This window comes from Yinghuangia aomiensis, from assembly GCF_039542225.1.
Classification (GTDB): Bacteria; Actinomycetota; Actinomycetes; order Streptomycetales; family Streptomycetaceae; genus Yinghuangia; species Yinghuangia aomiensis.
The window spans coordinates 77,397-99,269 of sequence record NZ_BAABHS010000028.1 but is presented as its reverse complement, the minus strand read 5'-3'; the positions used below and the strand labels follow the sequence as shown (position 1 = coordinate 99,269).

Annotated in this window: 19 protein-coding genes; 13 read left to right on the top strand and 6 right to left on the bottom strand. The window is 72.7% G+C overall.

Annotation, left to right across the window (positions count from 1 at the left end):
• Positions 1-187 precede the first annotated feature (187 nt).
• Positions 188-979 carry an alpha/beta fold hydrolase gene (locus ABEA93_RS31215; protein ID WP_345679216.1) on the top strand — a complete coding sequence of 264 codons (792 nt, stop codon included), beginning with the start codon at positions 188-190 and terminating at the stop codon, positions 977-979.
• Between the two features lie 26 nt (positions 980-1,005).
• Here the strand turns inward: ABEA93_RS31215 and ABEA93_RS31210 are convergent, their stop codons facing one another.
• Positions 1,006-1,593 carry a hypothetical protein gene (locus ABEA93_RS31210; RefSeq protein WP_345679215.1) on the bottom strand — a complete coding sequence of 196 codons (588 nt, stop codon included), beginning with the start codon at positions 1,591-1,593 and terminating at the stop codon, positions 1,006-1,008.
• A 538-nt stretch (positions 1,594-2,131) separates the two neighbouring features.
• Between ABEA93_RS31210 and ABEA93_RS31205 the strand changes: the two genes are divergently transcribed.
• Positions 2,132-2,869, top strand: a complete 738-nt coding sequence (locus ABEA93_RS31205) for a nucleotidyltransferase family protein (protein WP_345679214.1) — start codon at positions 2,132-2,134, stop codon at positions 2,867-2,869.
• 115 nt (positions 2,870-2,984) lie between these two features.
• Positions 2,985-3,881: a bifunctional helix-turn-helix transcriptional regulator/GNAT family N-acetyltransferase gene (locus tag ABEA93_RS31200; RefSeq protein WP_345679213.1), complete on the top strand. Its 897-nt coding sequence runs from the start codon at positions 2,985-2,987 to the stop codon at positions 3,879-3,881.
• A 164-nt stretch (positions 3,882-4,045) separates the two neighbouring features.
• Here ABEA93_RS31200 and ABEA93_RS31195 read toward each other — a convergent pair whose 3' ends face one another.
• Positions 4,046-5,248, bottom strand: coding sequence for a DegT/DnrJ/EryC1/StrS family aminotransferase (locus ABEA93_RS31195; RefSeq protein ID WP_345679212.1), 1,203 nt, complete (start codon positions 5,246-5,248; stop codon positions 4,046-4,048).
• A 197-nt stretch (positions 5,249-5,445) separates the two neighbouring features.
• Here ABEA93_RS31195 and ABEA93_RS31190 point away from each other — a divergent pair, with 197 nt between their 5' ends.
• Both ABEA93_RS31190 and ABEA93_RS31185 read left to right on the top strand, forming a co-directional pair.
• A complete protein-coding gene (locus ABEA93_RS31190) occupies positions 5,446-6,402 on the top strand; it encodes an aldo/keto reductase (RefSeq protein ID WP_345679211.1) in 957 nt (318 codons plus the stop codon).
• Positions 6,399-7,175 (top strand): FadR/GntR family transcriptional regulator, encoded by a 777-nt coding sequence (locus ABEA93_RS31185; protein ID WP_345679210.1) that lies wholly within the window; start codon positions 6,399-6,401, stop codon positions 7,173-7,175. Before ABEA93_RS31190 ends, ABEA93_RS31185 begins: the two co-directional genes overlap by 4 nt.
• A 57-nt stretch (positions 7,176-7,232) precedes the next feature.
• Here ABEA93_RS31185 and ABEA93_RS31180 read toward each other — a convergent pair whose 3' ends face one another.
• A complete protein-coding gene (locus ABEA93_RS31180) occupies positions 7,233-7,706 on the bottom strand; it encodes a GNAT family N-acetyltransferase (RefSeq protein WP_345679209.1) in 474 nt (157 codons plus the stop codon).
• A 161-nt stretch (positions 7,707-7,867) separates the two neighbouring features.
• On the opposite strand from ABEA93_RS31180, the gene ABEA93_RS31175 reads away from it, so the two are divergent.
• Entirely contained in the window at positions 7,868-8,719 is an 852-nt protein-coding gene (locus ABEA93_RS31175; protein ID WP_345679208.1) for a metallophosphoesterase, read from the top strand.
• A 172-nt stretch (positions 8,720-8,891) separates the two neighbouring features.
• The gene (locus tag ABEA93_RS31170) at positions 8,892-9,326 is read left to right on the top strand and encodes an RpiB/LacA/LacB family sugar-phosphate isomerase (RefSeq protein WP_345679207.1); all 435 of its coding nucleotides are present in this window, start codon (positions 8,892-8,894) and stop codon (positions 9,324-9,326) included.
• A gap of 37 nt (positions 9,327-9,363) precedes the next feature.
• On the opposite strand, the gene ABEA93_RS31165 is transcribed toward ABEA93_RS31170, so the two are convergent.
• Positions 9,364-9,912, bottom strand: a complete 549-nt coding sequence (locus ABEA93_RS31165; RefSeq protein WP_345679206.1) for a TetR/AcrR family transcriptional regulator — start codon at positions 9,910-9,912, stop codon at positions 9,364-9,366.
• A gap of 155 nt (positions 9,913-10,067) precedes the next feature.
• On the opposite strand from ABEA93_RS31165, the gene ABEA93_RS31160 reads away from it, so the two are divergent.
• The 4 genes from ABEA93_RS31160 to ABEA93_RS31145 all read left to right on the top strand — a co-directional run bounded on the left by ABEA93_RS31160 (position 10,068) and on the right by ABEA93_RS31145 (position 17,347).
• Entirely contained in the window at positions 10,068-10,838 is a 771-nt protein-coding gene (locus ABEA93_RS31160; protein ID WP_345679205.1) for an SDR family NAD(P)-dependent oxidoreductase, read from the top strand.
• A 176-nt stretch (positions 10,839-11,014) separates the two neighbouring features.
• Positions 11,015-13,447: a DNA helicase RecQ gene (gene recQ / locus ABEA93_RS31155; RefSeq protein WP_345679204.1), complete on the top strand. Its 2,433-nt coding sequence runs from the start codon at positions 11,015-11,017 to the stop codon at positions 13,445-13,447.
• Between the two features lie 1,724 nt (positions 13,448-15,171).
• Positions 15,172-16,029 (top strand): hypothetical protein, encoded by an 858-nt coding sequence (locus ABEA93_RS31150; RefSeq protein ID WP_345679203.1) that lies wholly within the window; start codon positions 15,172-15,174, stop codon positions 16,027-16,029.
• Positions 16,030-16,696: 667 nt separating this feature from the next.
• Positions 16,697-17,347 carry an MBL fold metallo-hydrolase gene (locus ABEA93_RS31145; protein ID WP_345679202.1) on the top strand — a complete coding sequence of 217 codons (651 nt, stop codon included), beginning with the start codon at positions 16,697-16,699 and terminating at the stop codon, positions 17,345-17,347.
• Between the two features lie 9 nt (positions 17,348-17,356).
• Here the strand turns inward: ABEA93_RS31145 and ABEA93_RS31140 are convergent, their stop codons facing one another.
• Both ABEA93_RS31140 and ABEA93_RS31135 read right to left on the bottom strand, forming a co-directional pair.
• Positions 17,357-18,847, bottom strand: a complete 1,491-nt coding sequence (locus tag ABEA93_RS31140; protein ID WP_345679201.1) for a hypothetical protein — start codon at positions 18,845-18,847, stop codon at positions 17,357-17,359.
• Between the two features lie 129 nt (positions 18,848-18,976).
• Positions 18,977-20,455 (bottom strand): MFS transporter, encoded by a 1,479-nt coding sequence (locus ABEA93_RS31135; protein WP_345679200.1) that lies wholly within the window; start codon positions 20,453-20,455, stop codon positions 18,977-18,979.
• Between the two features lie 312 nt (positions 20,456-20,767).
• Here ABEA93_RS31135 and ABEA93_RS31130 point away from each other — a divergent pair, with 312 nt between their 5' ends.
• Complete coding sequence (locus ABEA93_RS31130) at positions 20,768-21,376, top strand: TetR/AcrR family transcriptional regulator (protein WP_345679199.1); 609 nt, start codon at positions 20,768-20,770, stop codon at positions 21,374-21,376.
• The gene (locus ABEA93_RS31125) at positions 21,373-21,813 is read left to right on the top strand and encodes a GNAT family N-acetyltransferase (protein ID WP_345679198.1); all 441 of its coding nucleotides are present in this window, start codon (positions 21,373-21,375) and stop codon (positions 21,811-21,813) included. The genes ABEA93_RS31130 and ABEA93_RS31125 overlap by 4 nt, the downstream gene beginning before the upstream one ends.
• Positions 21,814-21,873 lie beyond the last annotated feature (60 nt).

The following is a 21,873-nucleotide window of genomic DNA, read 5'->3' as shown; positions in this document are numbered from 1 at the left end:
GGTTAAGCCGCGTGCCCGGGAGTGTGGCTCGGACCGGTTGGTTGCGATGGGGTGATATGCGGTGTGACGGACGAAATGGGGGTACGGAACCGGCCCGGGGACTCGGCCGTTCCGGGCCGATGAGTTCTCGGTCGGATCCCGGTCTTCATCCGGGAGAACGACACACCGCAGGAGAGGAACCCACCCCATGACCACCGTTGTTTCCGCCGACGGCACCGTGATCGCCTGCACCGCGACGGGTGCCGGTCCCGCCGTGGTCTTCGTCGACGGGGCGCTGTGCCACCGCGCGTTCGGCCCCGGGCCGGGCATTGCCGCGGCGCTCGCGGACCGCTTCACCGTGTACACGTACGACCGGCGGGGGCGCGGGGAGAGCAGCGACACGGCGCCGTTCGCGTTCGAACGGGAGATCGAGGACCTGGCGGCGGTGATCGGCGCGGCGGGCGGGTCCGCGTATGCCGTCGCCCTGTCGTCGGGCGGGGCGCTGGCCTTGCGCGCTGCGGCCGCGGGTGTCGACATGGCCAAACTGGCGGTGTACGAGCCGCCGTTCGGGGTCGACCCGGCCCAGCGGGAACGGTTCGCGCGGTATGCGGCGGAGCTGGCTCCGGCGTTGGCCGAAGGCCGTCGCGGGGACGCGGCGGCGCTGTTCATGGCGCTGACGGGTGCGCCGGAGATGATGATCGACCAGATGCGGAACTCGCCGGCGTGGCCCGCGTTCGAGGCGGTGGCGCCGACGTTGGCGTATGACGCGGCCGCGCTCGGAACCGAGACGGGCGGGGCGGTGCCGGCGGATGTGCTCGGCAAGATCGCAATCCCGGTGCTGGCGCTCGACGGTGGGGCCAGTCCGGAGGTGCTGCGGGCGCCGACGCGGGCGGTGGCGGATGCGGTGCCGGGGGCGGGGTACGGGACGTTGGCGGGGCAGACGCACGAGGTCGCGCCGGAGGTGCTGGGGGCGGCGTTGGGGGAGTTCTTCGGGCGGTGAGGGGATCCGACGGGATCCGATCCGGTTTACGGGAGGGCTCGGACGGCCGCGCGGCCCAGGCTGATCAGGGCGTCGTGGGTGACGGGTGAGCCGGGGCCGGGCGTGCTGATGTCCACGCTGGTGACGCGGTCGTCCCGGCTGGTCGCCAGGACCAGGCCGGAGCCGGTCTGCGGGTCGGCGTAGTACAGGGCGGCTTCGGCGAGGTTGGGGACCGGTTCGGTCGTCGCGGCGCGGGCGGCGGTGAGGCGGGCGACCTGTTCGGGACCGCCGAGGAGGGCGCGCGGGAGGTCGCCTACCCGGACGGTGAGGAGGAGGGCGCCGTTCGAGGTGAAGAACTGGCAGGCGCGGCCGTCGTCGTCGGGACTCGACGTGACGGATTCGACGCCGACGGCGTCGCGGACTTCGGCGGCGGTGACGAGTTCGCAGCCGGTGGCGCGGCGGGGCGCGGCGGGGGAGCCGGGCGTTGGCGGGGTGAGCGGGGCGACGGTGGCGGGGCGTTGGACGGGTGGCGAGGTGGGGCCGTGCGCGCAGCATTCCGCGCCGGATCCGAAGCAGCCGGAAACGAGCCACATGCTGCTCGCGGCCAATGCGCCACCGAGACGTCGTTTTGCCATGCCGAGACCCCCAACCCCGTACGCCCCCCGAGAGTCCGCCGCGGTAGCACCGGTCCCCACCGGTCACGGTCCACGCCGCGTACCCGCCCGCGATTACTCGCCTGACTCCGGATGCTAGTGACCGGGGCCACATGCCGTAAGAGTCCGCACGTCATCGTCACGGATAACCGGCCCTTGCGCGGGATTCCGGGCAACATTCCACAACCTCGCACCGACAAGAGGCCGGGTCGGGGTGAGAGTCGCTTTTGGGCGGGTGGGACTTTGGGGTGGGTGGGAGTGGCGGGTGCGATCGGGGGCGGCGGAGGGTGAACGCTGGACGGGCTTCGGCTGTGGTGGCTGTCGTCGGGTGGGCTCGTCGGCGATCGGGGCGCGCGAGGGCGGAGGTTGGCGTGGGCAGCGGTCGGGTGGGCTGCGGTCGGGTGGGCGGCGAGGTCGGCATTGGGTCGGCTGGTGGGGCGCTTCGGGGGAGTTGCGCTCGGGTGGGTGATGGGTGGGTGATGGGTGGGTGGGTGGCGGGGGGATCGCTAGGGTTACGGGCATGACTTCCGCACAGCTCAGCGCGCGGTCCGGTGCCGCGCCCGTGACGCAAGCCGTGATCCTGGCCGGCGGCCAGGGGTCGCGGCTGCGGCCCTACACCGATGACCGGCCCAAGCCGATGGTGGAGATCCCCGGTACCGGGACGCCGATCATCGGGCACCAACTGGAGTGGCTTGCCGCGGAAGGCGTCACGAATGTCGTCGTGTCCTGCGGGCACCTCGCGGAGGTGCTGCAGGACTGGCTGAAGAGCGCCGAACTGCCGTTGTCCGTCACCACGGTCGTGGAGACGGAGCCGCTCGGGCGCGGCGGGGGCCTGCGGTTCGCGGCGGCGGCGCTGCCGCGGCCGGAGGAGCCCTGGTACGCGACCAACGGGGACATCTGGACGCGCTTCTCGCTGCGCGAGATGGCCGCGTTCCACGAGGAGCGCCACGCGGTGGCGACCCTGGCGCTGGCCCGGCCGCGCATTCCGTGGGGTGTCGTGGACACCGACAAGTTCGGCCACGTCCTGGACTTCATCGAGGCGCCGCCGTCGCCGTACCTGATCAACGCGGGCGTGTACGTCTTCGCGCCGGAGTTCACCGCCATGCTGCCGGAGGTGGGCGATCACGAGCGCACCACCTTCCCGCGGCTGGCTCGCGAGCACCGCCTGGCCGGCTTCCCGATTCCGCAGGGGGCCTACTGGCGGGCGATCGACACGGCGAAGGACCTGACCGAGGCGGCGAAGGAACTCCGCAGCTGATGCGGTGATGCGGTCGATGCAGGAGCGGGCGGCGGGGTCGGTGGGGAACCACCGGCCCCGCCGTTTTTTGTGGGCGCGGGCTGCGCGCCGGGAAATCTCTGACTAAAGTCAGAGAATGACTGACGCTGCGCACATCGACGACGTCCGCCGCTTCAACCGCACCGTGACCGCGCGGGTGGGGGTGCTGCACGACCGGTATCTCGGGCGGGACCGGCCGATCGGGGAAGCCCGCCTGCTGTGGGAGATCGGCGAGGACGGGCGGGACGTCCGGCAGTTGCGGGAGCGGCTGGGGCTGGATTCCGGGTATGTGAGCCGGCTGCTGCGTTCGCTGGAGGCGGCCGGACTGGTGACGGTCGAGTCGGCGGAGGCCGACCGGCGGGTGCGGACGGTGCGGTTGACCGAGGCGGGGCGGGGTGAGCGCGACGTGCTCGATCGGCGGAGCGACGAGGTCGCCGCGTCGTTGCTGGCGCCGTTGAACGCCGGGCAGCGGGAGCGGCTGGTGGCGGCGATGGCCGAGGTCGACCGGTTGTTGACGGCCGGGACGGTGTCGATCGACGAGGTCGATCCGGAACATCCCGACGCGGTCTTCTGCCTGCGCAGCTTCTATGCGGAGCTGGGGGAGCGGTTCGACACGGGGTTCGACCCGCTGCGGAGTCTGCTGCCGGATGCGGGTGAACTGCGGCCACCGCGTGGGGTGTTCCTGGTGGCGCGGCAGTACGGGGAGCCGGTGGGGTGCGGCGGCTTGAAGCTGCCCGCGGGGTTGCCGGCGGAGGTGAAGCGCATGTGGGTGGCGCCGAGCGCCCGGGGGCTGGGGCTGGGGCGACGCTTCCTGGCCGAGTTGGAGGCACGCGCGGCCGCGGCGGAGCGCACGGTGCTGCGCCTGGACACCAACAAGGTGCTCGACGAGGCGATCGGCCTGTACCGGGCGTACGGCTTCCGCGAGATTCCGGCGTTCAACGACGAGCCGTATGCCCACCACTGGTTCGAGAAGGAGGTGCGGGGCGGGGCGTGAGCCGCGGCGAGGCGGGTGTGCCCTTCCGGAAATAGCTAGGCGGAAAGTGACTTTGCGCAAAGCTGTTTCCGGACGAGCGTGCGGCCTTCAAGCGGGCCGCACCGCAGTCGGCCGGCAGTACGCGCGCGTGGCCCGGGCCGCGGCGGAGCGGCCCGGGCGCCCGCTCAGCGGCTCGCCAGGAACGCCTCGACCTGTTCGTGGATGTAGGCGGTGTCCTCGTCGTCCATGCGGTGGTTCAGCGGGACGATGAAGGCGTACTCCATGACGCGGTCGGCGTTCGGGTAGCCCGCCGGGTCGGCGCGGTGGGCGATGTCCTTGAAGCCGGGCTGGCGGAGGATGTTGCCGGACCAGACGGTGCGCGTGGAGATGCCGCGTTCTTCGAGGTACTGCTGGAGTTCGCCGCGGGTGAAGCCGGCCTCCGGGTTGATGATCGCGGGGAAGTTGAGCCAGCCGGTCTCCAGGCCGTCGGTCTGGCGCGGCGGGATGAACGCCTCGGGGTGCTTCGAGAAGAACGCGTGGTGGGCGGCGAAGTGGCGCTGCCGGGTGGCGAGGAAGGTGGGGAGCTTCTCGAGCTGGGCGAGGCCGAACGCGGCGCCGAGTTCGGACGGTTCGAAGTTCCAGCCGATCTCGTCGAAGATGAACAGGTTGTCGTACAGGACGCCGTCGATCTCTTCGAAGAAGTCGCGGTTGCCCTTCTTGGAGCCGAAGAGCTGGAGTTCGGAGCGGCGGCCCCAGCGGCGCAGCATGAGGCCGCGGTCGCGGAGGGCTTCGTCGTCGACGAGGACCATGCCGCCGTTGCCGGCGCAGGTGATGATGTGGCTCATCGCGAAGCTGGTGACGGAGATGTCGGCGCGGGTGCCGGTGGGGGTGCCGCGGAGGGTGGCGCCGAGGGCGTCGCAGGAGTCTTCGACGACGACGAGGTTGTGCCGGTCGGCGATCTCGCGGATGCGGTCCCAGTCGGGGGCGTTGCCGGCCAGGTTGGGGGTGAGGATGGCTTTGGTGCGGGGGCCGATGAGGCCTTCGAGGCGGTCGACGTCGATCTGGAAGCTGTCCGGGTCGACGTCGGCGAGGACGGGGACGATGCCGGCCTTCACCATCGGGGCGATGTCGGTGGAGAAGGTGAGCGTGGAGGTGATGATCTCGTCGCCGGGCTGCAGGCGCAGCAGTTCGATGGCGAGGTAGAGCGCGGAGGAGCCGGAGTTGCACATGAGGCCGTGGCTCTTGCCGAAGAGCGCGGCGACCTTCTGTTCCATGGCGGCGACGTTGCGGCCGATGGTCATGGCGCTGGGCGGGCCGTTGAGGATGGCCAGCATGGCGTCGATTTCGGCTTGGTCGTGGACGCTTCCGGCGTAGGGAATCTTGCGCATGCGGCGGCCTCGCGGTGGGATCGTCGGGTGCGTGCCCGGGTGCTGGGTCGGGGTGGCCGGCCCGGTTGGTTCTGACGGGCCGTCAACTCTACTTTCATAGCTATCATGGCTATGATGGTGGGGCAAGGTGTCGGGCCCGCACCGTCCGTCGGAGGCGGGGCGACGCGCGAGGGGACACGGCGGAGAGCGAGGCGCGGGTGCGGTACTCCACGGTCGGCGGGTCGGGGCTGAAGGTCTCGGCGGTCGGGCTCGGCTGCAACAACTTCGGCATGCGCATCGACGCCGACGAGGCCGACCGGGTGGTCGGCGCGGCGCTGGACGCGGGCGTCACGTTCTTCGACACCGCGGACGTCTACGGCGGCGGCGGGCGTTCCGAGGAGATGCTCGGCAAGGCGCTCGGCACGCACCGCGAGGACGTGGTGGTGGCCAGCAAGTTCGGCGCGCCGGCGCGTGGCCCGTACGGCGGCGGCGGGTCGCGGCGGCATGTGATGCGGGCCTGCGAGGCGAGCCTGCGGCGGCTGGGCATGGACCACATCGACCTGTACTACCTGCATTTCCCGGACCCGGACACGCCGATCGAGGAGACCCTCTCGGCGCTGGACGACCTGGTGCGGCAGGGCAAGGTCCGCTACCTGGCCAACTCGAACCTGACCGGCTGGCAGCTGGTGGACGCGGACCACATCGCGCGGGCGAGCGGCGGCGCCCGGTTCATCGCCACGCAGCAGGAGTGGAGCCTGCTGAACCGCGAAATCGAGCGGGAGGTCGTGCCGGCGGCGCGGCATCTGAACCTCGGGGTGATCCCGTACTTCCCGCTGGCGTCGGGGCTGCTGACCGGCAAGTACCGGCGCGGCGAGGGGTTCCCGGACGGCACCCGGTTCGCGGCGATTCCGCGGCTTGCGGGGGCGGCGACCGAGGACAACTTCGCCGCGGTGGAGCGGCTGGAGGCGTACGGGCGGCAGATCGGCCGCAGCGTGCTGGAGCTGGCGCTGTCGTGGCTCGCCGCGCAGCCGGGTGTGCCGTCGGTCCTGGTCGGGGCGACGAGCGCGGCGCAGGCGGCGGCGAACGCGGCCGCGGTGGTGGAGCTGTCCGGCGAGGAACTGCTGGGCGTCGAGCGCGCGATCGCGGGGCCGGTCGCGGAAACGGCGGAGGGGTGACCCCGGGCGCGGTGCGGGCCGTCGGTTCCGGCGACGAGCAGGCGGTGCGGCACCACAGTGTCGCCGACGCCGTCGCCGACCGGCTGCGGGCCCGCATCCTCGACGGCGTCATCCCGGACGGCGGGACGCTGCCGAAGCAGGACGACCTGATGGCCGAGTTCGGCGTCGGCCGCACGACGGTGCGGCAGGCGTTCCGGATCCTGGAGACCGAGGGTCTGATCACGGTGCGGCGCGGCAACACCGGCGGTGCGGTCGTGCATGTGCCGCAGCCCGCGGACGCGGCGCACATGTTCGGCATGGTGATGCACGCGCGGCACGTCCCGTTGGAGGACCTGGCCGGGGCGTTGCGGCAACTGGAGCCGGTGTGTGCCGCGTTGTGCGCGGAACGCGCGGACCGGGCCGTGGCGGTGGTGCCGTTCCTCGCGGACGTGCATGCGCGGATGGCGGATGCGCTCGACGACGGGCAGGCGTTCCTGCGGGCGAACCGCGACTTCCACGAGGCGCTGGTGGCGCGTTGCGGCAATGCGACGATGCAGATCCTGCTGGGCGCGGTCGAGGTGCTGTGGGCGCGCCAGGAGCAGGTGTGGGCGCATGCGGCGCTCGCGGACACGGGGCGCCCGGTGCGGGAGGCGGGTCTGCGGGTGCACGGCCGGCTGATCGAGCTGATCGCGGCGGGCGACCGCGACGGGGCGTACGCGCTGGCGTCGCGGCACGTGACCGGGGCGCAGGAGTATCCGCTGCGGGATCACGGGGACCGTCCGGTCCAGGTGTGAGGTGCCGCCGGGCTGCTGCTCCGGGAGCCGGGTCGGAATCGCTTCCGGACGGGGGCGTTACCCCAGTTCCTTGGCCATGCAGACGCTCAGCGGGCTGTTGCGGTAGTAGCCGAAGCCGGGGATGTCGGTGTAGCCGCTGGAGCGGTAGAGGGCGATGGCCTCGGGCTGGAGGGTGCCGGTCTCCAGGATCATGCGGGTGCGGCCTGCCTCGCGGGCGCGGTGTTCCACCTCGGCGAGGACCGCGCGGGCGAGGCCGCGGCCGCGGGCGTCGGGGCGGACGTACATGCGCTTGAGTTCCGCGTCGCCCGCGGACAGGCCGGGCTCGGCGGGGTCGGCGACGCGCCAGCCGCCGCACGCGAGCGCGCGGCCGTCCTGGTACACGACGAGGAACAGGCCGGACGGCGGGGCGAAGTCGGACTCGTCGACCGGGCCCTGGTCGGGGTCGCCGTAGCGTTCGGTGTAGATCTGCTGGACCTCGTCGCAGAGCTTGCGGACGTCGGGGTGCTGGTAGCCGAGCGCGCGGAACTCCATCGGGAAACGGTAACCGGCCGGGTCGGCGCGCCGGACACCGGTCCGCCCTGGCCGCGGACGCATAGTGCGACCCTTGACCTGGTCACACTCTTCTGGATGGACTTGCCGCGCCGTGACACGTGTCACCGCCTTCTCGTCCCAGTTCCGAGTGAGGACCGCCCGTGCGTACTCCCCGCCACACCCTCGTGCAGTTCAGCGACGTGCACATCGTTCCCGAGGGCGAGCTGCTCATGGGCACGCTCGACACGCTCGACCAGATGGAACGCGCGCTCGCCGCGGTCGAGAGGGCGGATCTGGACCCCGCGGCGCTGATCTTCACCGGTGACCTGGCGGACACCGGCGACATCCGCGCGTACCGCCGCCTGCGCGAGCTGGTCGAGGCCGCCGCCGGGCGCATCGGTACGCCGGCGCTGTTCGCGATGGGCAACCACGACAAGCGCGAGGCCTTCCGCGAGGGACTCCTGGAGGCGGTGCCGCACGGCGAGCCGCACGACTACGTGCACCACGCGGGCGACGTCCGCGTCGTCGTCCTCGACAGCACCGTCCCGGGCACCCACGGCGGCGGCCTCGAGGAGTCCCAGCTGGAATGGCTGCGCGCGGAACTCGCCGAGCCCGCCGCGGCCGGCACGGTGCTGGCCCTGCACCACCCGCCGATCCCGACGCCGCTGGCGTTCCTGGAGCGGCTGTCGCTGGAGAACCCGGAGCGCCTCGGCGCGGTCATCAAGGACACCGACGTCAAGATCGTGCTGACCGGCCACAACCACCACGCGACGTGCGGCGCGCTGGCGGGTGTTCCGGTGTGGTCGGCGCCGGCGGTGGCGTACCGGGCGGACGTGTTCCCGCCGAAGGGCAGCTACCAGGGCGTCACCGGGGTCGGCTACACCCGCGTCGATGTGTACGACGAACTCGCCACCGCCACCTTCGTCCCGGTGGAACAGGCCAGCCCCGTCTACAGCTTCGAACGGGCGAAGGTCGACGCGTACCTGGCGAAGAACCCGGGCGCGCAGCACTGAGCAGGGCGCGTGGCTGGACGCAGCCGACCACGGCACGACCCGTCGCGGCCGGCGGACGACGCGCGGCATTGGGCGTATGCGGGGGAGTTCCGCGCGGCCGTGGCCACGGTCCGAGTGTGGCACGGTGGACCCACGGCGGCGGTGCGCCGCCGGTCGAGGGAGGTGCGGCGGTATGCGGATCGCGGTATCGGCGGACGAGGTCGCGGGCGTCGCGGAGCTGATCGGTGCGGAACTCGCGCGCCGCGGGCACGAGGTGCAGTTGTACGGGGCGCTGGTGCCGGGTGAGCGTGCCGACTGGGCGTGGTGTTCGGAGGCCGCGGCGCGCGCTGTCGTGGAGGGGCGTGCCGATCAGGCGGTCGTGGCGTGCTGGACGGGGGCGGGGGCGTCGATCGCGGCGAACAAGGTGCCCGGTGTGCGTGCGGCGTTGTGCACAGATGCGGTGATGGCGGACGGGGCGCGGAAGTGGGCGGATGCCAACGTGCTCGCGCTCAGCCTGCGGTTGACGTCGGAGCCGCTGCTCGGCGAGATGCTGGACGCGTGGTTCGCGGGGGAGCCGAGTGCGGATCCGGTGGACCGGGAGAACGTGGCGCACGTCGCCGACATCTGAGGCCCGCGGCCGCGCGGCCGGGTGGTGTCCGCGGCGTTCAGCCGCGGGTCCGGCCGACGCCGCCGAGGAGGAGTTCGGCGACGCCGCGCGGGGCTTCGCGGCGGGCGAGGCGGCCGTCGCGGACCGCCCATCCGGCGCCGACGGCGAGGGAGAAGACGGCTTCGGTGATCCACGCCGCGGGCAGGTCCAGGCGAAGGACGCCGTCGGCTTGGCCCTGCCGGACGACGGCGTTGACCCGGTTGTCGATACGCTGCCAGGCGGCGTCGATCTCCGGGACCTCGCACAGTGCGTTCTCGCCGTAGAGGATGCCGAGGAACTCGGCGATGGGCATGAGTTCGTCGACCACGCGGCGCAGGGCCTCGTCGGCGGGGCCGTCCTCGATGCGGGCGGCGTCGACGGCGGCGGAGACCTGCTCCAGGGCGCGGGCGCCGATGGCGCGGACGAGGGCGTCGCGTCCGGCGTACATGCGGTGGAGGGTCGCGCGGCTGATTCCGGCGGCGCGCGCGATGTCGTCCATCGCGGCGGCGGGCCGGCGGATCAGCAGGGCGGTGGCCTCGCGCAGGACGGTTTCGCGATCGGTCGACATGAATCAATCCTACCTCAGATGAGACAGTAATGTCTCATTACGCAGGGTCGACGGGCCCGGCGCGGGGTGTGCGGGCGCGAAACCCTTGACCTTCTCCAAGAAAACGAGTTTTCTTTCGACGGTAAGTCGTACGGAACGTACCCGCCGGAGGATCGATGACCGACCAGCACGCCGCCGACCCGTTCGACCTGACCGGACGGGTCGCCGTCATCACCGGCGGCAGCCGCGGCATCGGCCTGGCCATCGCCAAGGGCTTCGCCGCCCGCGGCGCCAAGGTCGTCGTCGCCAGCCGCAAGGCGGAATCCTGCGAAGCCGCCGTCAAGGACATCGAAGCCGCCGGCGGCACCGCACTGGCCGTCGCCGCGCACATGGGCGAGCTGGACGACCTGCAGAAGCTCGTCGACCGCACCGTCGAGCACTTCGGCGGCATCGACATCGTCGTCAACAACGCCGCCAACCCGCTGACCCTCCCGATCGGGCACTACACGCCCGAGGCCTGGGACAAGTCCATGCAGGTCAACCTGCGCGGCCCGATCTTCCTCGTCCAGTACGCGCTGCCCCACCTGCGGCAGAGCCGCAGCGCGTCCGTCATCAACGTCATCAGCGCCGGCGTCTTCCTGCGCTCGGAGCCGACGTCGATGTACGCCCAGGCCAAGTCCGGGCTGCTCGCCTACACCCGCTCCGCGGCCGGTGCCCTCGCCGCCGAGGGCATCCGCGTCAACGCGCTCGCGCCCGGCACCGTCGACACCGACATGGTCCGCAACAACACCCCCGAACGTGTGGAGTCCATGAAGAAGTCCTCGCCGCTCGGCCGCATGGCCGACGCCGACGAGATGGTCGGCCCGGCCCTGCTCCTGGCCTCCGACGCGGGCAGCTACATCACCGGCGCGGTCATCAGCGCGGACGGCGGACTGACCGTCCACTGACGGACGTTGCCGGATTCCTCCGGTGTTGCGATCGCGGCCGGGCGCCCGTGCGGGCGCCCGGCCGCGGCCGGTGTGGCGGGTGCGGCGGGTGGGACGTCGGCCTCGCGGTTCGAACTGTTCGATCCGGCCGCCGAAAGCCCCCGCCGGGTGTCCGGGCGGCTGCCTAGAATGCCCAGATGCGCAGCACGCCCGACCCCACCGCCCCCGAAGACCCGCCCCCGCACGAGGCGACGGCCGCCGGGCCGACACCCGGCGACCCGGTGTCCGAATCCGTGCACGGCGTGCTCCAGCGCGTCTTCGGCTACGACGCGTTCCGCGGCGACCAGCACGAGATCGTCACCCACGTCGCCCGCGGCGGCGACGCCCTCGTCCTGATGCCCACCGGCGGCGGCAAATCGCTGTGCTACCAGATCCCCGCGCTGGTCCGCGACGGCGTCGGCGTCGTCGTCTCGCCGCTCATCGCCCTCATGCAGGACCAGGTCGACACCCTCACCGCCCTGGGCGTCCGCGCCGGATTCCTCAACTCCACCCAGGGCCCCGACGACCGCCGCCGCGTCGAAAACGCCTTCCTCTCCGGCGAATTGGACCTGCTCTACCTCGCCCCGGAACGCCTCCAGGTGGAAGGCACCCTGCGCCTCCTCGACCGCGGCAAGATCGCCCTGTTCGCGATCGACGAAGCACACTGCGTCGCGCAATGGGGCCACGACTTCCGCCCCGACTACCTCGCGCTGTCGCACCTGCACGAACGCTGGCCCGACGTCCCGCGCATCGCCCTCACCGCGACCGCAACGCCCGCCACCCACAAGGAAATCACCCAGCGCCTCCAGCTCGACGGCGCCCGGCACTTCGTCGCCAGCTTCGACCGGCCCAACATCCAGTACCGCATCGAGTCGAAGCAGGACCCGAAGAAGCAGCTGCTGCGCCTGATCCGCGAGGAGCACCCCGACGACGCGGGCATCGTCTACTGCCTGTCGCGCGCCTCCGTGGAGAAGACCGCCGACTTCCTCGTCGCGAGCGGTGTGACCGCGCTGCCGTACCACGCCGGACTCGACACCCGCACCCGCGCCGCCAACCAGGCCCGCTTCCTGCGCGAAGACGGCGTCGTCATGGTCGCCACCATCGCCTTCGGCATGGGCATCGACAAACCCGACGTGCGGTTCGTCGCCCACCTCGACCTGCCCAAGTCCGTCGAGGGCTACTACCAGGAAACCGGCCGCGCGGGCCGCGACGGACTCCCGTCCACGGCCTGGCTCGCCTACGGGCTCCAGGACGTCGTCCAGCAGCGCAAGATGATCGACGACTCCGAGGGCGACGCCGCCCACCGGCGCAAGCTCAGCGCCCACGTCGACGCCATGCTCGCGCTGTGCGAAACCGTCGAGTGCCGGCGCGCCCGCCTCCTCGCCTACTTCGGACAGACCGGCGCCCCCGCCTGCGGCAACTGCGACACCTGCCTGACCCCGCCGGAGTCCTGGGACGGCACCGTCCCCGCGCAGAAGCTCCTGTCCACCGTCGTCCGCCTGTCCCGCGAACGCCGCCAGAAGTTCGGCGCCGGCCAGATCATCGACATCCTCCGCGGCAAGAAGACCGCGAAGGTCATCCAGTTCGACCACGACGCCCTCAGCGTCTTCGGCATCGGCGCGGACCTCGACGACGCCACCTGGCGCGGCGTCGTCCGCCAACTCCTCGCCCAGGGCCTCATCGCGGTCGAAGGCGACTACGGCACCCTCGTCCTCACCGACGCCAGCGCCGACGTCCTCGGCGGCCGCCACCAGGTCATGCTCCGCCGCGAAACCCAGCGCACCGCGGCAGGGAAGACGGCCCGGACGAAATCCGCGGGCGGCTCGCGCACGAAGGGCACCCCGGAGGACTTCCCGGCGGAAGCCGTCCCGGTCTTCGAACACCTCCGCGCCTGGCGCGGCGCGACCGCCAAGGAACAAGGCGTCCCGGCCTACGTGATCTTCCACGACGCCACCCTCCGCGACATCGCCGCCGGCCGCCCCCGCACCCTCGCCGAACTCGCGACGATCGGCGGAGTGGGCGAGAACAAGCTCGCGAAGTACGGGGAGCAGATTCTGGAGGCGCTGGGAGAGCTGGGGGAGCCGGCGGAGGACGGGGCCGTGAGCCCGAGTGCCTCGGGGGCGCCGGTGACCGGTGGCGGGGGCTCGGTCCCGTCGGGGCGGCCCGGCCTTGCCGGGACTGACGACGCAGCCGAGGGGCGCGGCCCGCGGGCGGACGCCGGGTCGGCGGCTGCGGCCGGGGACTCGGCGACGGCGGGACGGCTCGGGGGCGCCGGAGCGAGTGCCGGGGCCGCGGGTGCCTCCCGGGCGGCTATCGGCGCGCCGCGGTCGGCGGAGGATGCTGTCGGCGCAGGGGAGTTGAGCGCCGCGCACGCGGTGAGTGCCGGGCGTGCCGTGGACGCGTCGGCCGCACCTGCGGCAGGCAACGCCGGTGCCGACGGCACCGGCCGCCCGGCCCCCGCCCGCACCGCACCACGCCCGCCGCGCGGCGGAGGAGCCCCCGTCCTCGGCGCGGACGACGGCGCCCCGTGGGACGAGCCCCCGCCGTGGGACATGGTGGAACCGCCGGAGGACGACGAGATGTACCGCTGACGAGGCCGGCCGGGCGCCCGACCGCGGCCGGGCGCCGGGGTCGGGGCTCGTGAGGCCTGCGGTGTCTCCCGGGCCCGTCCCGTCGGACGACGTGCGCCGCACGCTCCGGAGGAAAGAGCGGGGGCGACCGTTGGGCGGATCGCCGTCGCCGTCGCCGTTGCTGTGGGCTGGGCTGGGCTCCGCGGCACTCGCGTCGTAGGCCGCTGGGATGGGGTCGACCCCGGGCGGCGGGATCGCCCTGGTCGGGGAACGGCTCCGCGGGGATAGCCAACGGCGTTCGCACGCCGTTGGTGGCGCGAGTGGTGCCACCGCTCCCCGGACGTGGGGCACGTCGCATGCGCGGCGTTTCCGGTGGCGACCGCACGCCCGGCCTGCCGCACTGGTGATGTCCTCGGCGCGGCCCTTCCTGCCGCTCGCGCCGCAGGCTCTGGAGCCCGCGGGGACGCGGGGGTCGACCGTCGTCGGGATCGCCACCCGGTAGGCATCGCCGTGGGGCCGGGGGAGGAAAGAGCGAGTCGGGCGCCACGGGCGGTGATAGGCGCTTGACGATTTCCGCGGACGCATGCCCGGGTCGTCGCCCCCGTGGTCGTCGTCGGGCCCCGGTCGGCCACCGCCGCCACCGGCTCTGCGGCTGCACGGTGAACGCTTGGCGGCCTGGTCCTCGCCCGTCCGGGCTGCTTGCCGCAGGCCGGCGACCGGAAGCCATTCCCTTTGAGGGTAATTCAGGGTAATTCGTGAATTTCGGGTGATATACCCCTGTATTGGGGTGTGTCGGGCTCGATGGGAAGGCGGGCTGCCCCCTAGCGTCGGTGGCGGCGCGTACTCGGCTCTGTGCAGGGCTGGTTGCGCGCGGTCCACCGCCCCCGTCGGGAGGTCCCGTGTCCGAAGAGGTGGAGAACCGCCCCGCCCCGCCCACCCGCACGCGCAAATCGCGGCGCGCGGCGACGACCACCGCGGACGAACAGTCACCGCACCCCCAGGCCGAGTCGGCCGAGGAACCCAAGCCGCGGACCCGGCGTTCGAAGGCGCCCAAGAACTCGGCGCGGACGGCGGGGCGGGAGGCACCGACGGCGGACACGCCCGCAGGTGGTGACGTACCGGCGGATGGCGGCGTGGCCGCGTCGGGGGACGGGGCACAGTCAACGGAGGGCCCGACGGTGACGGACGGGGCGTCGTCGACGAACGCCGCGACGTCGGCGGATGGTTCGCGGTCGACGGCGGCCGTGCCCGAAACGGTCGAGTGGTCGGCGTCGAGTTCGGCTCCGACATCGGCCGAGTCCGCTGTCGGAGCGCGCGAGTCGCGCAACTCGGCCGTGGAGGCACCGGCTGGGCGGCGGCGCAAGTCGTCCGCTCGCAAGTCGCGTTCGGCGGCCGTCGATACGTCAGGCTGTGAAGGCGCTCCGACAGCGGAATCCGTCGAGGCAGGGAGTCCGCGCGGCGCGCAGGCCGGCGCCGAAAAGACGCGGGCAACGGCCGACGATCCCCCCACGGACGACGTCGGACGGCCCGCGGCATCGGCGAAGGGAGCCGTCGCTCAGGCCGCGCGCACGGAGGATTCGGCGCCACCCGTCGTGCCGGTGGACGACGACGATGCGGGGTCGTCCGCCGCGACGAACGTTGCGGCTGCGCAAGGCGGGTCCAGGAGTGGTGCGGCACCGGGAGCCACGTCGACGGCGGACACCGAACCGCACGTCAGCCCGGTCGATGCGGTCGATGGGTCTTCCGTGTCGCGGGAAGACAGCAGCGAGCCACACCTTGACGGCACCGCGGCTGTAGCCCACCCCGCCGGGTTCGCGCAGGCTGCGGTCGAAGCCGACGTCGCAACACGCGCGACCGCAGCCGACGTCGCAGCGGACGCCGCCTCGACCGACACCGCCGACGCGTCCTCCGCGTCGACGGACGAAGTCGCCGACCCGGTCGAGGCGACCACCGGCGCCCCCGTCGAAGCCACCCCGGGTGGTGCCGAAGCCGACGATGACACCGCGGCCGAGGCCGACGCCGCCGACGATGCTCATGCGGACCTCGACGACGTCGACGCCGACCGCGAGACCGAGACCGAGACCGAGACCGAGGACGACGCCGACGACCAAGCCGCGGCCGACCACGAGGCCGACGAAGCTTCCGACGACGCAACCACCACCGACGGCGACCCCTCCACCTCCCAAGACACCCCCCACCCACCCCTCCCGGCCCTCGCCGACTCCATCCCCCTCCCCGCCCGCGTCCAGGCCCCCGCGGCCGCGTTCGGTCGGCTCATGTCCCGGCGGTCGCCGCTGGTCCACCTCGGCGTCCTGGCGGTGGCCTGGGTCCTGGCCCTCGGCGGGGTCGCCCTGCTCTGGCAAGGGCTCCCCGGCGGCGGCGGAGGCGCCGGGATCTGGGGGTTTCTCGGACTGCTGATGGCGTGTGTCGGCTGCGGGTTGGGCGTGGCGCAGGCCGTACCCGTGGCGCGGACCCGGGAACCGGAAATCGCCGCGAGCGGCTGGGCGGTGGCCGGGCTTGCGACCGCGGTGATCGGCGGGCTGGGCGTCGTCGCGGTCGTCGCCATCAACGAGATCGCGTGGGTGTGGAACCGGATCGGCTGACGAACCGCAGCCACGGCCGACGGCACGGCGGTACAGGCGGCACCGCCGACCGTCGAAGCCGAAGCCGAAGCCGAAGCCGAAGCCGAAGCCGAAGCCGAAGCCGACGGCACTGACGCTGCGCCACCCCCGCGGTGAGAAGCCACCAGCCCCACGGAGCGCAGTCGGCGAGCAGGACAGCGGCGGCGAGATCACGGCGATGGTGGTGCCCCGGCGTCCGGGTCGACGTCGACGCAAGCCGGGCGAACGGATCCCTCACGCTCAGAGGAACGATCGCGCCGGACCGCCCCTCCTGCTGCCCGAATTCGAAGATGCGGTCCTCGAACCAGGCAGTGCAGACTGCCGCACAGCGCCAGGCGGGCGGGCGGGCGGCTGATCGTCCGCGATCTCCGACCACGAGAGGAAGGCGGCCCCGGCATCGGCTGGGCCACGGTCGAAGACAGCTACCCGGCCGCCAACCCCGTGGGCATCGACGCCGACGCCATATACATGTCACTGCCGCCGCACCACACCACGGCCGACGCCGGCCTTCGGCCGCGTCGAATGCCCGGACCACGAAGTCGCGTGCGACCGCACCACGCCGACCGCCTCGGCCCGCCGCCGGACACGCCTCCGCGACGGACCGTCCCGCATGCGATCCAGAGCCGGATCCGGGGCGTACCGTACGGCCATGGAGTTCACCAAGCTCGGCCATTCCTGCGTCCGTCTGCGTGCCAAGGGCGTCACCTTGGTCATCGATCCCGGCGCGTTCAGCGACCCCGGGGCCGTCGACGGCGCGGATGCGGTCCTGGTCACGCACGAGCACTTCGATCACGTGGTGCCCGACCGGTTGCGGGCCGCACTCGCGGCGAACCCCGAGCTTGAGGTGTGGACGAACCCGGCCGTCGCCGCGCAGTTCGCCGACCTCGGCGGGCGGGTGCACGCGGTGACGCACGGGGACATGTTCTCCGTCGGCGGCGCGCAAGGCGTTCCGGTGCACGTGTACGGCGAGAAGCACGCGACGATCCACCGTGACATCCCGCTCGTCGACAACGTCGGATTCCTCGTGGACGGGCTGGTGTTCCACCCCGGGGACGCGCTGACCGTCCCCGAGGAGCCCGTCGCCACGCTGCTGACGCCCGCGGCCGCGCCGTGGCTCAAGGTGGCCGAGGCGGTCGACTACGTCCGCGAAGTCGCTCCGCGCGAAGCCCTGCTGATCCACGACGCGGTGCTGAGCGACGCCGGACGCGAGATCCACACCCGGCTGCTGACCGGGCTCACCGAGTCGCCGGACCGTGCCGTCGCCCTCCCCGCGGACGGGACCGACCGGACGCTCGGTTAGCCGGTCCCGTCAGGCGCCCTTCGCCAGGCTCTTGACCGGCGGCGCGGACGCCGGACGGAAAGTGCCGCGCGCCGGTTCCCGCGGACTCCCGTGCTCGACGCCGACCGGGGGGCGCGGCATCGCCGCGCCGGTCGCCCGGCCGACGGCAGGCAGGTTCACCTTGAGGTAGTTCCGGTGGGCCGGGATTCCGGCGATCCCCATGCCCGCCACGTCCGTCGCCTGCCGGACGGTCCGCGGCCGCGGCTCCGGTGCGGTCGAGGGTGGTACCGCGGCCGGCCGCGCGCGCGAGAGAGGCGCCCGCGCCACGTTCGCGACGGCCTGCCGGCTCTTCGCCAGGTGATCGTGGAACACTTCGCGGACCTTGTCCGGTTCGACCGGGGTCGTTCCCCGCAGCGCGTGCAGTTCGTTGACGCGTTGGGCATACCGGCGCATGGTGGCCGGTTCCATGTCCCCGGCAAGGTCCGTGCCACGGGCGAGCCTGGTGGCCATGGCCAGGCCCCATGTGGCTACGTGACCGCCGACGACGAGAGATTCGATGAGCTGCCTGTCCGACTCCGACGGGTCGCGGCCGCCGTTGGGCAGCCCGGAGAGCATCTCCCGCACGATGTCCCACCGTTGCTCGCTGGTTTCGCTGGGGTTCCAGCGATCCAGGCATCGGTAGGCGAGGTAGGCGGGATCGTCTCTGCGGATTCCCGCGAAGTCGAAGTTCCAGGTGGTGCCGCCGGCATCCCTGATCATCTGCGCCGGCGCGAGGCGGTGGCCGAGGGGCGCCGGCCCCGACTCGTGTTTCCGCATCAGTCCGTCGACAGACCCGAGCAGTCCTTCGGACAGTCCGAGAGCTTTGACGATGGGGCGGAACTCGGCACGGAAACGCTCGTGATACCCGCGGGAGAGCGCGCCGTGGAGCGTCAGCGCCTCATGCGTGTTCGCCACATCGGCGTACGGCCCGCCCCAGGTCAACTGTGGCTGGACGGCACCCCCGGCGCGGGCCAGCCCGCCGATGAAGCGCGCCATGTCCGGAACGACTTCCCGGGGAAACGGCGTCGGCTGGTCGGATACTTCCTTCAGGGTGTCGACGGACCTTCCCGAGACGGCATCCATGATGAAGCCGGGGAAACCGCGGCCTCCGACATGACGCACCGGGACGACTCCCGGCACGTGCTCCTGGAGCACCTGCTGGATCTTCCCCTCGGAACTCGTGCAGGGGTCTTCGAGCGGGTAGGCGACCGCCTGGCTTTTGAGCTCTTTCAGGGCGAACTGCCGCCCGCCGTCCTCGACCAGGTGAACCTTGTTGTTCGAACCCTCGCGGACATCCGACACATCTCCGCGATGGGCCTTGCGCCACAGGTCGCGGGCTCGGCTGTCGGCAAGCATGGGTACCGTGCCGGCAGGTCGCAGCATCGGACTCGGGCATCTCCTGTGTCGGCAGTCTGTTCCGGCTCCCTCGGCGCAAGACCGTTTGCGCCACGGCAACCCCGAGGACTCGTCCCGGTCGCCCATGCTCCCACTCCGACGTGTCCCGTGGCATGCCGAAGCCCCACCGGTATCCCGGACGCGCGACCAAGCGGCGTTCCGCACACTCACGTTCGGTCCCCTGGTCCTCGGAGGGTTCCAAAACCCGTAGCGGTACTACGGCACGTCGCGGGTGCCGCGGCGCAGCAGCACGATCGCGAGCAGGCAGCCGACCGCGGCGCAGATTCCGGCCGCGCCCAAGGCTGTTGCGATGCCGGACGTCATGGTGCCGCCGCCGCGGGTCTCGGTTCCGTAGACGGTGACCCACGCGGCCAGGCCGACGCCGCCGCCTTGCCACTGGGAGGTTTGCAGCAGCCCGGACGCCGCGCCGGAGTCGGCGGGGGAGACCGCGGCGAGGGCGTACGTGTTGAGGGTGGGCATCGACATGCCGATGCCCAAGCCGAGCAGGACCATCGGCCACAGCAGTCCGGCCGCATAGCCGTCGTGCGGGCCCAGCAGGGTGAAGCCGCCCAGGCCTGCGGCGACGCCGGCCGCGCCGGAGACGATCAGCCGGGTCGGCCCGAAGCGCCGGGAAAGGATCGGCGACAGGCGGGCGGCGGCGAACTGCGCGGCCAGCATCGGGACCAGGAGCAGGCCGGAGGCCACAGGGCTGTAGCCGCGTACTTCCTGGAGGTAGCGGCCCAGGAAGAACAGGGTGCCGAAGACCGCGGCCGCCAGGAGGGCGATGACCGGCAGCGCGCGGGCGAGGGGGCCGCGGAAGGCGAGCCGGAGCGGCATGAGGGGCTGCGGTGCGCGTCGTTCGACGGCGAGGAAGGCCGGGGCCGTCAGCGCGGCGGTCCCGAGGGCGACGAGGGTGGCGGGGTCGGACCAGCCGTCGGAGGCGGCGCGGAGGCATGCGTAGACGAACGCCGTCGCCGCCAGGGTGCCGGTGATCGCGCCGGCGATGTCGAGCCGGCCGGGAGTGGAGTGCTGCCGCGCCGGGTCGGGCAGGACGCGGACGGCGGTTGCGGTCAGCAGGATGCCGAGTGGCACGTTGACGAGGAACACCCAGCGCCACGAGGCGAGATCGGTGAGGACGCCGCCCAGGATGAGTCCGGCGGTCGCGCCGCCGCCCAGCACCGCGGAGTACCAGGCGAGCGCCCGGGCCCGGGCCGGGCCGGGGAAGGTCGTGAGGATCAACGCCATCGTGCTGGGGCCGGCCAGCGCTCCGCCGATGCCTTGCACCACCCGTGCGGTGATCAGCCACCAGGCCCAGGGAGCGCAGCCGGCCAGCAGGGACGCGGCGGTGAACAGGGCGATGCCGGTGAGGAACGCGCGGCGTCGGCCGAACACGTCGCCGAGGCGGCCGCCGAGCAGGAGGAGTCCGCCGAACGCGAGGGTGTAGGCGTTGAGGACCCAGGCCCCGGCGGTGGGGGAGAGGTGGACGGCGCGGGTCATGTCGGGCAGCGCCAGGTTCACGACGGTGGCGTCGATGCCGATGAGGAGCATGACGCCGGTGACGACGGCGAGCACGAGCGACGGGCGCGGTGGAGTGGGGTCCGCGGACGGTTTGTCGGTGGGGACGCGGGACCGGGATGCGGTGGGGGCGGACGCGGAGAGGGCGGATGCGGTGCCGGGCGGGTCGGATGCAGGCATGGCGGAATCCCCGAGCGGTGGGTGGGTGAAGGTGGCCCGGCCGGCCCGGTGGTCGGCCCGGAGGGCGGACCGGTCTTTCCGTGGCCGAGAGGCCGGGGCAGGGCGTGGCTGGGCATGGCTGGGCATGGCAGGGCGGGAAGGCGACGCTGTGCCGGCCGGGCAGCCGACGCCGCAGCGCCGCGGTTAAGAGACGATGTAGTCTCTTCGCGTGCCTCGACTTTAGGAGACTCTTCGGTCTCTTACAAGTCCTCCGCGATACTGGATCCCGGCAAGCGGCAGATCCCGCCCGACGATCCGAAGCGAGGTGACCGCGTGGCAGCCACCACCGGCGGTGCCGGCGCGGCCCGCGCCTCCGCGGGGACGCCCACGCGCCGCCGCGGCCGCGAACTCGAACAGGCCATCTACCAGGCGGTGTTCCAGCAACTCGCGGAAGTCGGCTACGCCGGGTTCAGCATGGACGGGGTGGCCGCGGCGGCCCGTACGGGCAAGGCGCCGCTGTACCGGCGCTGGCCGGACAAGGAAGCGCTGCTGCGGGACGCGCTCAGCGACCGGCTTCCGGATGCCTCGGCGGTGGAGTTCGTCGGTGATCTGCGTGCCGACCTGATCGCGGTGCTGGGGTTCCTGAAGTCCGCGTGCACGGCGACGGCGGATCCCGCGCTGCAGGCCGTCAAGGGGCATGCCGACCCGACGCACGCGCTGGTGCGCGAACGGGTGTCGGAGCCGAGCCGGAGCATGCTGCTCGACGTGCTGGTCGCGGGCGAGGAGCGCGGCGAGGTACGGCGCGGCGCGGCAACTCCTTTGACGGCGCGCGTGGGACCGGCCATGGTGATCTACCAGAACCTGACCGCCCCGGGCACGGTCGACGACGCGTTCGTCGAGCAGATCGTCGACGACGTGCTCCTGCCTTTGGTGAGGCCATGACCTCGTACGCCGTCCGCACCGCCACCCCCGCCGACGCCGACGCGCTCCTCGCCTTCTGGGCGCACGCGGCGGAGGGCACGAGCATCACCGACGATCGCGACGGGGTGGCACGGCTCGTCGCGTGGGACCCCGAGGCGGTGCTGATCGCGTACCCGGCGTCGGGGCCGGACGCCGCCGCGATCGCCGGGACCGTCATCGCCGGCTTCGACGGCTGGCGCTGCCACCTCTACCGCCTCGCCGTCGACCCCGCCCGGCGCCGCCAGGGCATCGGCCGGCTCCTCCTCGACGCCGCCGAGGAGCGTTTCACCCGGCTCGGCGGCCGCCGCGGCGACGCGATGGTCCTCGACCACAACGAACTCGGCCGCTCCGCCTGGGCCGCCCAGGGCTACGCCCCCGAACCCCAGTGGACCCGCTGGACGAAGCCGCTGAAGGCCTAGCACCGGCTCCGCGAAGGCGCAGCGAAGGCTCAGCGAAGGCTCGGCAAAGGGCAAGCGAAG

Bases quoted from the DNA above. Each gene is read 5' to 3' on its own strand.
- recQ (WP_345679204.1), top strand. From the start codon at position 11,015: ATGCGCAGCACGCCCGACCCCACCGCCCCCGAAGACCCGCCCCCGCAC.
- ABEA93_RS31125 (WP_345679198.1), top strand. From the start codon at position 21,373: ATGACCTCGTACGCCGTCCGCACCGCCACCCCCGCCGACGCCGACGCG.
- ABEA93_RS31180 (WP_345679209.1), bottom strand. From the start codon at position 7,706: ATGGAGTTCCGCGCGCTCGGCTACCAGCACCCCGACGTCCGCAAGCTC.
- ABEA93_RS31210 (WP_345679215.1), bottom strand. From the start codon at position 1,593: ATGGCAAAACGACGTCTCGGTGGCGCATTGGCCGCGAGCAGCATGTGG.
- ABEA93_RS31140 (WP_345679201.1), bottom strand. From the start codon at position 18,847: ATGGGCGACCGGGACGAGTCCTCGGGGTTGCCGTGGCGCAAACGGTCT.
- ABEA93_RS31215 (WP_345679216.1), top strand. From the start codon at position 188: ATGACCACCGTTGTTTCCGCCGACGGCACCGTGATCGCCTGCACCGCG.
- ABEA93_RS31165 (WP_345679206.1), bottom strand. From the start codon at position 9,912: ATGTCGACCGATCGCGAAACCGTCCTGCGCGAGGCCACCGCCCTGCTG.
- ABEA93_RS31145 (WP_345679202.1), top strand. From the start codon at position 16,697: ATGGAGTTCACCAAGCTCGGCCATTCCTGCGTCCGTCTGCGTGCCAAG.
- ABEA93_RS31205 (WP_345679214.1), top strand. From the start codon at position 2,132: ATGACTTCCGCACAGCTCAGCGCGCGGTCCGGTGCCGCGCCCGTGACG.
- ABEA93_RS31160 (WP_345679205.1), top strand. From the start codon at position 10,068: ATGACCGACCAGCACGCCGCCGACCCGTTCGACCTGACCGGACGGGTC.
- ABEA93_RS31200 (WP_345679213.1), top strand. From the start codon at position 2,985: ATGACTGACGCTGCGCACATCGACGACGTCCGCCGCTTCAACCGCACC.
- ABEA93_RS31135 (WP_345679200.1), bottom strand. From the start codon at position 20,455: ATGCCTGCATCCGACCCGCCCGGCACCGCATCCGCCCTCTCCGCGTCC.
- ABEA93_RS31195 (WP_345679212.1), bottom strand. From the start codon at position 5,248: ATGCGCAAGATTCCCTACGCCGGAAGCGTCCACGACCAAGCCGAAATC.
- ABEA93_RS31170 (WP_345679207.1), top strand. From the start codon at position 8,892: ATGCGGATCGCGGTATCGGCGGACGAGGTCGCGGGCGTCGCGGAGCTG.